10 protein-coding genes are annotated in these 12205 nt (G+C 67.7%); 4 read left to right on the forward strand and 6 right to left on the reverse strand.

The window, feature by feature from the left end; all coding sequences use genetic code 11:
* The first annotated feature begins 209 nt into the window (after positions 1–209).
* The 3 genes from Van01_RS22085 to Van01_RS22095 all read left to right on the forward strand — a co-directional run bounded on the left by Van01_RS22085 (position 210) and on the right by Van01_RS22095 (position 4493).
* On the forward strand, positions 210–1421 hold the full coding sequence (locus tag Van01_RS22085) for a thiolase family protein (RefSeq protein WP_204010856.1): 1212 nt from the start codon (positions 210–212) through the stop codon (positions 1419–1421).
* The gene (locus Van01_RS22090) at positions 1418–3487 is read left to right on the forward strand and encodes a 3-hydroxyacyl-CoA dehydrogenase NAD-binding domain-containing protein (RefSeq protein WP_204010858.1); all 2070 of its coding nucleotides are present in this window, start codon (positions 1418–1420) and stop codon (positions 3485–3487) included. Before Van01_RS22085 ends, Van01_RS22090 begins: the two co-directional genes overlap by 4 nt.
* Positions 3488–3617: 130 nt before the next feature.
* Positions 3618–4493, forward strand: a complete 876-nt coding sequence (locus Van01_RS22095) for a hypothetical protein (protein ID WP_204010860.1) — start codon at positions 3618–3620, stop codon at positions 4491–4493.
* 94 nt (positions 4494–4587) lie between these two features.
* Here the strand turns inward: Van01_RS22095 and Van01_RS22100 are convergent, their stop codons facing one another.
* Positions 4588–5010, reverse strand: coding sequence for a winged helix-turn-helix transcriptional regulator (locus Van01_RS22100; protein ID WP_444543476.1), 423 nt, complete (start codon positions 5008–5010; stop codon positions 4588–4590).
* Positions 5011–5148: 138 nt separating this feature from the next.
* Here Van01_RS22100 and Van01_RS22105 point away from each other — a divergent pair, with 138 nt between their 5' ends.
* A complete protein-coding gene (locus tag Van01_RS22105; protein ID WP_204010865.1) occupies positions 5149–6018 on the forward strand; it encodes an aldo/keto reductase family oxidoreductase in 870 nt (289 codons plus the stop codon).
* 65 nt (positions 6019–6083) lie between these two features.
* Here Van01_RS22105 and Van01_RS22110 read toward each other — a convergent pair whose 3' ends face one another.
* From Van01_RS22110 to Van01_RS22130, 5 genes are all read right to left on the reverse strand, one after another.
* Complete coding sequence (locus tag Van01_RS22110) at positions 6084–6497, reverse strand: VOC family protein (protein ID WP_204010867.1); 414 nt, start codon at positions 6495–6497, stop codon at positions 6084–6086.
* Positions 6498–7118: 621 nt separating this feature from the next.
* Entirely contained in the window at positions 7119–7511 is a 393-nt protein-coding gene (locus Van01_RS22115; RefSeq protein WP_204010869.1) for a hypothetical protein, read from the reverse strand.
* Entirely contained in the window at positions 7508–10849 is a 3342-nt protein-coding gene (locus Van01_RS22120) for an RHS repeat-associated core domain-containing protein (protein ID WP_239099223.1), read from the reverse strand. Before Van01_RS22120 ends, Van01_RS22115 begins: the two co-directional genes overlap by 4 nt.
* Before the next feature lie 547 nt (positions 10850–11396).
* Positions 11397–11714 carry a hypothetical protein gene (locus Van01_RS22125; protein WP_204010870.1) on the reverse strand — a complete coding sequence of 106 codons (318 nt, stop codon included), beginning with the start codon at positions 11712–11714 and terminating at the stop codon, positions 11397–11399.
* Between the two features lie 155 nt (positions 11715–11869).
* Positions 11870–12127, reverse strand: coding sequence for a hypothetical protein (locus tag Van01_RS22130; RefSeq protein ID WP_204010871.1), 258 nt, complete (start codon positions 12125–12127; stop codon positions 11870–11872).
* Positions 12128–12205: the final 78 nt, after the last annotated feature.

The raw sequence follows: 12205 nt of genomic DNA on the forward strand, positions 1-12205 counted from the left end.
GTCGGACTGACGCAAACTTCTTGATCACCGCAGTGGGTGGGGGCGGGAGGAGGTGGGCGGAGTGTGGGGTGGGTTACAGGGGGGAGGTCGGGCGCGGTGTTATTACTGGCGAGTAGCATCGGGGAAACGCCAGTGCTGGCGACCCTTGTTCGGTCCGTCATGCGCCTGCGGCGCGACGGACCGGATCGTGGTCGAATAGGAGGCTCATCGTGCCCCGTGAAGTCCGGGATGTCGTCTTCGTCGACGGTGTCCGCACCCCCTTCGGCAAGGCGGGTGGCATGTACGCCAACACCCGCGCCGACGACCTGGTGATCCGCTGCATCCGCGAGCTGCTGCGCCGCAACCCCCAACTGCCGCCGGAGCGGGTCGAGGAGGTCGCCATCGCCGCCACCACCCAGATCGGCGACCAGGGCCTGACGATCGGCCGCACCGCCGCGCTGCTGGCGGGCCTGCCCAAGACGGTTCCGGGTTTCGCCATCGACCGGATGTGTGCCGGGGCCATGACCGCCGTGACCACAGTCGCCGGCGGCATCGCCATGGGCGCGTACGACATCGCGATCGCCGGTGGCGTCGAGCACATGGGCCGGCACCCGATGGGTGAGGGCGTCGACCCGAACCCGCGCATCATCGCCGAGAAGCTTGTCGACCCGTCCGCGCTAGTGATGGGCTCCACCGCGGAGAACCTGCACGACCGGGTTCCGCACATCACCAAGCAGCGCACCGACGCGTTCGCCCTCGCCTCCCAGCAGAAGACCGCGAAGGCGTACGCCAACGGCAAGCTCCAGGACGACCTGGTTCCGGTGGCGATCCGCGACGAGGAGAACGGCTGGGGCCTGGCCACTGTTGACGAGGCGCCCCGGGACACCTCGATGGAGAAGCTCGCCACCCTCAAGACCCCGTTCCGCCCACACGGCAAGGTCACCGCGGGCAACGCCGCCGGTCTCAACGACGGCGCCACCGCCAGCCTGCTCGCCGACGAGGCCACCGCCCGCGAGCTGGGCCTGCCGGTCGCGATGCGGCTGGTTTCGTACGGCTTCGTCGGCGTCGAGCCCGAGGTGATGGGCGTCGGCCCGATCCCGTCGACCGAGAAGGCGTTGCGGATCGCCGGGCTGACCATCGACGACATCGGCCTGTTCGAGCTGAACGAGGCGTTCGCCGTGCAGGTGCTGGCCTTCCTCGACCACTTCGGCATCGCCGACGATGACCCGCGGGTCAACCCGTGGGGCGGCGCGATCGCCATCGGTCACCCGCTCGCCTCCTCCGGCGTACGGCTGATGACCCAGCTCGCCCGGCAGTTCGCCGAGCACCCGGAGGTCCGCTACGGCCTCACCGCCATGTGCATCGGCATCGGCATGGGCGGCACGGTCATCTGGGAGAACCCGCACTGGACCGGGTCCGCGCAGGAGGGTGGAGACAAGTGAGCGCGCTCGCCGCACCGAACGAGGTCGTCACCAGGGCGCTGCTGCGGCAGGTGAACGTGCCGGGGCTGGACCGCCCGGCCGCTCTGATCACCCTGGACAACGGATTCGACCACACCAAGCCGAACACCTTCGGCCCGGCCGGTCTGACCAGCCTGGACGAGGCGATAAGCGCCGCGCTCGCGGCCGAACCGGCGTTCATCGCGGTCACCGGAAAGCCGTACATCTTCTGTGTCGGCGCGGACATCACCGGCCTGCCGCAGCTCGCGGACCGCGAGCAGGCGCTGGAGATCGGCCGCCTGGGTCACCGGGTCTTCGCCCGGCTCAAGGACAGCTCCGTACCGACCTTCGCCTTCGTCAACGGCGCGGCGATGGGCGGCGGTCTGGAACTGGCCCTGCACTGCCACTACCGGACCCTGTCGGCCGGCGCGGCGGCGCTGGCGCTGCCGGAGGTCTCCCTCGGTCTGATCCCGGGCTGGGGCGGCACCCAACTGCTGCCGAACCTGATCGGCATCCCGGCGGCCACCCAGGTGATCATCCAGAACCCGTTGATGCAGAACAAGATGCTCAAGCCGAAGCAGGCGGCCGAGCTGGGCATCGCCGACGTGCTGCTGGAGCCGGCCGACTTCCTGGAGCGGTCGCTGGAGTGGGCCGCCGGTGTCGTCCGGGGCCAGGTCGAGGTGACCCGGCCCGAGGTCGACAAGGACATGTGGGCGGGCGTGCTCTACTTCGCCCGGCAGACGCTGGACCAGCGGCTGCACGGCGCGGTCCCGGCCGCTTACAAGGCGCTCGATCTGCTGGAGACGGCGAAGGACGCCGACTTCGCCACCGGCACCGCCGCGGAGGACGAGGCCCTGGCCGACCTGGTCTTCTCCGAGGAACTGCGCAGCGGCCTGTACGCCTTCGACCTGGTGCAGCGGCGGGCCAAGCGGCCGGCCGGCGCACCGGACAAGGGCCTGGCCAGGCCGGTGACGAAGGTCGGCATCGTCGGCGCCGGTCTGATGGCCAGCCAGCTGGCGCTGCTGTTCGCCCGCCGCCTCCAGGTGCCTGTCGTGCTCACCGACCTGGACCAGTCGCGGGTCGACAAGGGCGTGGGCTACGTGCACACCCAGATCGAGAAGGCGGTGAGCAAGGGCCGGATGGACAAGGGCACGGCCGCGAAGCTGTACGGCCTGGTGTCCGGCTCGGTCGACAAGTCCGTCTTCGCCGACGCCGACTTCGTCATCGAGGCGGTCTTCGAGGACCTGAGCGTCAAGAAGCAGGTCTGGGCCGAGCTGGAGAAGATCGTCAAGCCGGAGGCGGTGCTCGCCACCAACACCTCCTCGTTGTCGATCACCGAGATGGCTGCGGAGCTGGAGCACCCGGAGCGGGTCGTCGGTTTCCACTTCTTCAACCCGGTGGCGGTGCTGCCGCTGCTGGAGATCGTTCGGGGCGAGCGGACCGACGACGCCACCCTGGCGACCGCGTTCGCCGTCGGCAAGCAGCTCAAGAAGTCGAGTGTGCTGGTGAAGGACGCCCCGGCGTTCGTGGTCAACCGGCTGCTCACCCGATTCCTGGGCACCGTGTTCGCCGCCGTCGACGCGGGCACCCCGCTGGAGGTGGCGAACCGGGCGCTGGACCCGCTGGGTCTGCCGATGCGGCCCCTCGCCCTGCTCCAGTTGGTCGGGCCGGCCGTCGCGCACCACGTGGGCGGGACCCTGCACGCGGCGTTCCCGGACCGGTTCGGCGTCAGCGAGAACCTCAAGCGGATCGCCGACTCCGGCCAGCCGATAGTGGTCGACGACGAGATCAACGCCGAGGTGGCGAAGCTGCTGGTGGTCGGCGACCAGCCGCTCACCGAGGAGCAGGTACGCCAGAACGCGCTGGACGCACTGGCGCAGGAGATCCGGCTGATGCTCGACGAGGGCGTCGTGGCCGAGGCGCAGGACATCGACCTGTGCATGATCCTCGGTGCCGGTTGGCCGTTCCACCTGGGCGGCGTCACGCCGTACCTGGACCGGACCGGCACCAGCGAGCGGGTCACCGGTAAGCGGTTCCTGCCGCGCGGCGCGGCCAGCCTGGCCGGGTGACCGGCCTGACGACACCGATCGCGGTGGTCACCCGACAAGGGTGGCCACCGCGATTCGCGTTCGGTGCCGACGGTACGGATGAACCACCTGGCTACGATGACCGGTCCACCCGAGATCAGGAGCTGACAGGATGTCCCACCCCCCGGACGAGCACCAGAACCCGCCGGCCGCCGGGCCGTATCCGCCCTCGGGCGGATACCCGAACGCCGGCCCAGCTCCGCATCCTCAACCGGGTGTCGGGCCGTACCCGCCGGCCGGTGCCCAGCCGGGCGGTTACCCGGCACCACCCGGCACCTACCCACCGCCCGGCGGCGCTCTGCCTCCGCCCGGCCAGCCGTATCCCGGGGGTCCGGGATTCGGCGGCACAGAGCCGGGGCTCGGCGGTCCGGGGCTGGCCGGTCCGGGCCTGGCAGGTCCGCAGAAGAAGAAGTTCGGGGTCGGGAAGATCCTGCTTGTCGTCTTCGCGGTCCTGTTGGTGCTGTGCGGCGGCGGTGGCACCGCCATCTGGTTCGCGGTGAAGGATGACGTCACCGAGGCCGTGGAAGCCACCCGGACCCGGATGGTCGCCCCGGACACCCTGGCCGGCCGACCAAAGATCACCGACCCGGAGTTGCAGCAGGCGGCCGACGACATGGTCCGCAACATCGAGGCGACGGTGAGCAACGAGACGAGCGCGGTGGGCGCGTTCTACGGTGACCCGGCCGACCAGGACCTCATCATGATCGCGGGCGCGTCCGGCCTGATGTCCGATCCGAAGCAGGAACTCGACGCGGCGGTCCAGGGACTTTCCGCCGAACTGGACCTCACGAACATGGCAGCTGTCGATCCGGGGCCGCTCGGTGGCGAGGCGAGGTGCGGCGACGGCGGGTCGGATGGTGTCCCGCTGGGCATCTGCACCTGGGCCGACCGGGGCAGCGTCGGCCTGATCGTGATGTTCTTCTCGTCCCGCGCCGACGCTCAGGCCGAGTTCGTCACCATTCGGAGCCAGGTCCAGCAACGCGAGTGAGCAGGGCCGGCAACAGGGCGGCGGACGCGACCCGCCAGCCCTGTTGCCGGCCGCTCCGGGTCGCCTGCCGGGCTGGAGTCCGGCAGGTGCCGGGTCAGGAAGCGTCGTATTCGTCGCGGTGGGCCAGAACCTCGCCCATGTGGGCCTGAGCCCAGTACCTCATCTCGCGTGTCGTGCGGTGCAGCGACAGACCGAGATCGGTCAGCTCGTAGGTGACGGTGACCGGGACGGTAGGCGTCACGGTACGGGTGAGCAGGCCGTCCCGCTCCAGCGCACGCAGGGTCTGGGTCAGCATCTTCTGGCTGACGCCGGCCAGCAGGCGGGCAAGCTCGGAGTAGCGCATCGCTCTCGGCGCGTCAGACGCGACAGGTCGCTGAGCGGCGTCGCCGCCCAACGCGCACAGGATCAGCACGACCCACTTGTCCGAGATCCGGTCGAGCAACTGGCGGCTGGGGCACACCGCGAGGAACGCGTTGTACTCCTCCCGGGCCTGCGCCTGCCGCTGCGCCGCCTTCATCGTCGTCACTGAGCGCCCCTCTTGCTGCTGGGTGGGTTACGCACTTTCGAGTGCCTACTTCCCGTTGGAAAGTTTCTCTCCAAGACTGACGTAGGCAAGCGAAACGCGCCACCCTCTCACCAGCGAGGAAGCGACACGATGAGCACTACTCCCTCCCTACCCGGCGGCACCTGGCCACTCGGCGATCAGACCGTCACCCGATTCGGCTACGGCGCCATGCAACTCGCCGGCCCCTTGGTGATGGGGCCGCCCGCCGACCGCGACGGTGCCCTGGCCGTGCTGCGCGAAGCGGTCGACCGGGGAATCACCCACATCGACACGAGCGACGCCTACGGGCCCCGGGTCACGAACGAGCTGATCCGCGAAGCACTGCATCCCTACCCGGAGTCACTTGTCATAGCCACGAAGGTGGGGGCGAACCGCGACGCGCAGGGCGGCTGGCCGACCGCCCGCCGACCGGAGGAACTGCGCGAGCAGGTCCACCAGAACCTGCGTTCCCTCGGGGTCGAGACCCTGGATCTGGTCAACATGCGCATGGGTGACGCCGCAGGCCCCCAGCCCGGCTCGATCACCGAGGCGTTCGAGACGCTCGCCGCGCTCCAGCAAGAGGGCCTGATCCGTCACCTCGGCGTCAGCAACGTCACCGCGGAGCAGGTCGCCGAGGCCCGGGCCGTCGCCCCGGTGGTGTGCGTGCAGAACATGTACAACCTCGCCCACCGCCACGACGACTACCTCATCGAGCAACTCGCCGCCGACGGCATCGCCTACGTGCCGTTCTTCCCGCTGGGCGGCTTCTCGCCGGTGCAGTCCGAGGCGCTCTCGGCCGTCGCCGCCCGGGCGGGGTCGACACCGATGTCCGTCGCCCTCGCCTGGCTGGTGCAGCGCTCACCGAACATCCTGCTGATTCCCGGTACGTCGAAGGTGGCGCACCTGCGCGAGAACATCGTCGGCGCGGGGCTGCCGTTGTCCGCCGAGGACGTCGCCGCGTTGGACGGCATCGGCCGCTGACCGTACGCGGGACCGACATCGGAGCGGCGGCACCCCGCCGCTCCGATGTCACGGCGTCGCTCCGCTCAGCCGTCCGTCACGGTTCCCTCCGCCGCCGGCCGGGCCGCCGCCTTCTCGGCGGCGCTCCGCAGGACGCAGAACTCGTTGCCCTCCGGATCGGCGAGCACCACCCAACCGGCACCTGTCGGCCCGATGTGGTCGGCGATGTGCCGCGCCCCGATGCCGAGCAGCCGCTCGACCTCCTCGTCCCGGGTCCGGTCGGTGGGTTCCAGGTCGAGGTGCAGCCGGTTCTTCACCGTCTTGCCCTCCGGTACCGCCAGGAAGAGCACCTCCGGACCACCCGGCGGCAGCAGCATGGCCTCCGGATCGCCCGGGAAGTCGTCCGGCTGGCGGGGGCACTCGAAGACCTGGGCCCAGAAACCGGCCAGGGCGTACGTGTCGTGACAGTCGATTCCGATGTTGTGGATCCGTGCGCTCATGTGTCGTCCCTCGTGGTGTTCGCCACCGGCGTCGCAGCCCTGTCGGCTACCGCCAAAGGACCGCCGGAACCGGCGAGCCTGCGAGAGGCACGACACGGCGCGGCGGGGTCGGAGGCGGCCCTGCGGGCACGGACGTCGGGGCAGTCAGAACTGGCGTGTCTGGTCCGCTGAGTTACGGGACAGCGATCCCGCTACAGGTGCCCCGCGAGGATGAGCGGTCAGCCGGCAAGGCGGGGCGCGGACAGCATCATGGTGAACATCGACGCACCCCCCTCCTTGATCGGGCTGACCTCGTGATCCTCGCACTGCCACGCCCGGGGGAGCAACCCGCAGCGCAAATGTAGTAGCAACCTGACATCAGCCTTCAAACTGAGGCCACCAACCGGGCACCGTGCGCCTTGGGCACGGTGCCCGGTCAGTAGCCGGCTCTACCTACGCGCCCGGGCTTCTTCTCTCTCGTAATCGCCGTGATCACCGCGAATAACGCAACAACCAGGACAGCGCCGCCGGGATCCGCTCACCACAAGCCGAGAATCCCCAGTTCAGCGCCACGGGCCCGCGCACGACGCATGCGTGGCCCGATGGTTGCTGCGCAACCATCGGGCCACGTTGCAAGGCGCGTCACCTCGACGTTACTCGCCCCGCCAGACCAGCGACGAACATCAGCGCTAAACCACACCCCAGTAGCATTAACGCGGGCAGGGAAACCGTCAAGTCAAGGTTGAGGGCGATCACCATACCGAGCAACCATAGGACTAGACCACTACCACCCGCGAGCATTAGCTGCTGCGTACCTTTTCGCGGCGGCTGGCCGTTCCATCTGCCATGCTGCACCCTCCAGGCTATTAGCACGACGAGTACCGCCGCGATCGCGATTGCGATCGCAATCCAGCCGAGGGTCGGCACGACAAGCAGAGCCAGAAAGGCAGCCATACACGACAGCGATAACAGCAGCAGAACCGGGACCAGGAACCGCGGCGCATCGCCCTTGTCGGCAGTACTGAAGTCACTCATCCCTTGAAACCGCCCTTCACGAAGACACCTCCAGCCAAGCCCATGACTGCCCCTACGGCGCACGTCAACCCCAGACCACTCGCCGACACATCACCATTCGTGGATATCACATTGGATGTCATCCCGCCAGCGCAACCAGCAACCATCGACGCAACGATCACCGGAACACCAAAACCGCCAGTGAGTAAGCCCCCCACCCCCAATGCGACCACAGTTCCAAGAATCATGCCCATCGCGTTCAGCGACTCACCCTCCGTTACCATTCCTGTGGGATCGATGAAGGTAGTCGGATTAGCGCCAGCATAAGCGTAGCGGTTGCCGTTTCCCGGATTGCCGATAAAGCTGAGGTTGTCCTGCTGGGTGAAGCGGCCTTGGGTGGGGTTGTACCAACGCTGGCCAAACTTGGTGTAGCCGGTTGCGGGGTCGTAGGTGCCGCCAGCGTATCGGAGGATGTTGGCTTGCCCGAGGCCCGTTTCTGAAGCGCCGAGAATGTTGCCGTAGGGGTCGTAGGTGTAGCTGGCGGACAACGAGCCGTCGGCTTTGACGGCGGCGACGACGGAGCCGAGGCCATCGAGGACGAACGCGTGGTCGGTGGTGCCGATGCGCAGGCCGAGCGGGGTGCCGAGGCCGTCGCGTTCGACGTAGGCGTTCAGGTTGACGCCGTTCTTCCAGGACTGGAGCCAGGGCATGCCGTGCTGGTCTTCGTACCCGTAGGTCAGGTTGATTCCACCGGCACGGGTGAGTTCGACCTGGTCGGTGCCGGCGTAGCCGTAGGTGGTGGTGCCGGTGGTGGTGGCAGTGGTCATCTGCCGTGCAGCGTTGTAGCCGATGCCGCTGACCGCCGGCGTGCTGGTCCTGGTCTGGTTGCCGCGGGTGTCGTAGGTGTTGTTGGCCGTGGTGACCTGGTTGGCGCTGTTGTAGGTCAGGGTCTGGGTGGTGGTGCCGTCGACCTTGACGGTCTCCCGGTTGCCGTTGGTGTCATAGGTGTAGTCGTAGGTCTTGGAATGGTGGTTGGCGGCCTTGGTGAGACGGTCGCCCTTGTCGTAGGTGTACTGGGTTACCTGCCCGTTGGCTTCGTTCTTCTGCCATTGCCGTATGCCGGTGTCGTCGGCCTTGGCGGTGGAGCAGGGCTGCCCGGAGACGTACTTCGCGTAGCAGTATGTGGCGTCGAAGACGGTGGCGGGAGTGGTGGAGTTGCGGGTGGCCGTGATGCGCTTGGGCCGGTCGGACTTGTCGTACGTGGTGGTGACGCGCAGGGCCCAGGTGCTGTTGGTGTCGTTGGTGGCGAACCACATGTTTGTGCGGTTGCCGTCCTTGTCGTAGGCGAAGTTGTAGCGGGTGCCGCCGGCGGTGTCCATCCGGACCAGCCAGTTGCGAGTGTTGTAGTAGTACTTCGTGGTGCCGCGCCCGTCGATGAGTTCGTCGAGGTTGCCGGCGGCGTCGGGGCGGTAGGTCTGCTCCGGGGCACCGGGGGCGGTGCGCTTGCGCAGACGGTTGAGCTGGTCGTACTGGTAGATGGTGGTGCCTGTGGCATCGGTGCGGATCAGCAGGTTCCCGGAGCCACCGTGTTCGTAGGTGACCGTGCCAGTGGTGGCGCAGCCGGAATAGCTGGTCTTCGTCAACCGGTCGTCGAGGCTGTATTCGTAGGTGGTGGTGCAACCCCCTGCGGTCTCGGTGCGCAGCCGGCCGTAGGTGTCGTAGGTGAATGTCTTCGCCGACAGGGTGTTACCGGTCGGCGGCGTCATCGTCTTGAGTTGCTTGTCGCTGTCGTAGCTGTAGGTCGTGGCATTTGTGCCGTTGCCGGGGTCGGTGGACGACTTGACGGTGCCGTCGCTGTTGTAGTCGACCTTCGCCTCGGCGGCGAGGGCGTCCGTGCTTGAGGTCTTGTTGCCGGCGCCGTTGTACGTGTAAGTGGAGCTGTTGCCCTGCGTGTTGATCGACGACGACGGCTGGAAGTTCGCCGTCGGATTCGTCGAGGTCGCCGTGTTCGCGTACGCGGCCGACGCGCTGGCACCGGTGGGCGACTCGGACTTCGTCTGGGACTGACCGCTGTTGGCGCCGTGCGTGTTGGTGGTGGTGCCGCCCTCGGCGGAGACGCTCGTCGCGACGTCGCTGAACGGGGTGTACGTCTTGCTACGGCTGTTTCCGGCCGGGTCGGTGACCTTCGTGACCCGCTTGTTGGAGTTCAGCTCGTAGGTGGTGCGCGGCACCGAGGTGACCGGCAGCGACAGATCCTGTCGGGGGTCAGCCACGTCGGTGACCGTGGAGCTGGTGTAGGCCAGGCGGGTGGTGGAGCCCTTCATCGTGGCGTTGTCGGTGACCTGGGTCAGCGACGTCACCCGGTGCTGCCCGTCGTAGGTGATCGTGACGAAGGTGTCGTCCTCCATGATGATCTTCGTCAGGTCACCGGAGCCGTCGTACTCGAAGGACACCTTGCGCCAGGTCGCACTCTGGATCGTCTTGAGTCGGTTGTTGGCGTCGTAGACGTACGACACGTCACGCCAGTTGCCGTCGCTGCCGGTGTGCCGGTAACGGGTCAGCCGATCACCGGTGTAGGTCACCGCCGCCGTACGCACCGACCCGACGCCCCGGTCCGAGGTCACTGTCGACATCTTCCCCCCGCTGTAGGAGAAGTCGACCACGTTGTCGTTACGGTCCTCGGTCTTGTCGAGCACACCGTCCGAGGTGAAGAACAACTCCTTGCCGCTGTCGTTCTCGGTCAGCTTCCAGCCGGTGCCGTTGCGGGCCAACTGCGCCTTGAACTCACCCGGCGAGGTGTAGCCCGAGCCCGACGCGGTGAACTTCCCGACCACTCCGTCGGCGGCCACGTAGGTGACCGAGTTGTCGTCGGTGGCCTCGATCAGCCGTACGTCCACTCCAGAGCGGGTCCGCCACCCCGGGCCGTGCGCCCCGTTGGCGATGTCGCTGCCCAACAGCAGGCTGTTGAACGACGCCCCGAGGGTCACGTTCTCCGCGATCCCCGGCAACGTCAACTCCGTGCTGGTCAACAGCAGGTTCCCGGAGCCGACGTTGACCTTCGCCTGCAATCGGTCGGTCAACGAGAACGACAACTGCGTACCGTTGCGCACCGGCCCGGTGCCCTTCGGCACCGACGGTGCCGCACCCGCCACCATCGCCCGAGCCGCCGGCTGCGTCGCGGAGTCGAAAAGCCACACGTTCGGCCCCGACTGCGGCGACACCACCGGCTCAATTCCGGCGGACGGCGGAACCGCAGCCTCTGGCGCCGCCTGCACCGGCAGCGCAACCAGGGTTGACGCGGCGATGAACACCGACGCCACCCCGACACTTACCTGACGAGATAACACACACCCTCCCAATATGAATTCGACAGGCCGATCCCGCCGAAGAAAAACCCGTTTCCGGATTACCGATAAAGCGCACGGTGCCGCCGCGACGCATCCCAAACAGGTAATGCATCGCAAGCAGATAAATCAGGCGGCCCGCTTCAGTTCGTCATCCTCATGGAGCGACGGATCATCCTGCCGACTCGGCGGCAGCGACGCGAGAATGCGCAAGTCGCGGTCGACTCTGCGGGACGCTCGAATCAACGCCCAGGCGGCGTACAGACTCAGGAGAAAACAAACTAGCCCGACAGCAGCCGCCCTCATGGACAGCGCACAATGGCATAACGCACGAAGCTCCCCGTAACAGCTCGTCCAGCAGATACTTGCCTTACGACAAGCTATAGCAGGGCTTGAATCAGAGCAATGCAAGTTACAAGCTGCAAGGAGCTTCCTCATGAACCGGGCAATACGAACCTTTGGTGTCACAGCCAGTTACTTGTGACAGTCCTGTCTGAGTGGCGGCGAAGAGGCACCTGACGGACAACCCGTACACGGCCCTGGCATCAGCCGACGCGCCGCGTCACCGTCGCCTCCGTAGTGGTCGGGGTGTGGCCGCCGGGCCGGCGGACGGTTTGCGTCCCTGCCTGCGCAGACATTCGGGCTCCGGGCAGATACACCGGAAGCGCACCTCCTCGGTGGGGATCTTCGATCCGCCGCAGTCGTGCTCGATGCCGGGCAGGATCGTCGGCACGCACCCCATGCACCGGGTCTCCGCGATGGGCTGGGCGCGACGCACCCAGCCGACGATCCGCAGGTGCAGCTCCTGCGGCGACACGTCGGGCAGGTCGGCGATGGCGTCGTAGTAACAGGCGGCCATCGCCAGGGACAGTCCGGACACATCCGGGCCGTACCTCCGCAGCAAGTGGCCGCGTACCGTGCCGCAGGGCCACGCGTCGCCGCACCCCGCGCAGCCCCAGGAAGGGCGACCAGGGCGGTGTCGGTCAGGATGCGACGGGTCCGCCAACCGCCGCCGGTCGCCAGGCTCGCCGCCGGTCATCGCGCGCCGGACAGGCACGCCCTGATGGCCGCCACCAAGACGTACGCCTCCCAGCAGTGATGACGTCCACAGTCGGGACTCCGGTGGTCACAGGAGTGGGCGTGCGTCAGGACCAGTCCGTCGGTGACCTGACGGCTCACCGCGACCACCGACACGAGGACATCGCGCCCGGCAGCCCTACCCGGCTCCGGATACCACTCACCGGCCAGCAGGAGCAGCACCTGGCCGGGGGGCACGTCAATGTCGATCGGCACGCCGCACCTCCACCTGAGCGCCTTCATCCCTTCGGTTCCGGCCAGTCGGCGCGGACCTGAACGTAGGTTGCCGACTAC

It is taken from the genome of Micromonospora andamanensis (assembly GCF_016863495.1).
Lineage (GTDB): Bacteria > Actinomycetota > Actinomycetes > Mycobacteriales > Micromonosporaceae > Micromonospora > Micromonospora andamanensis.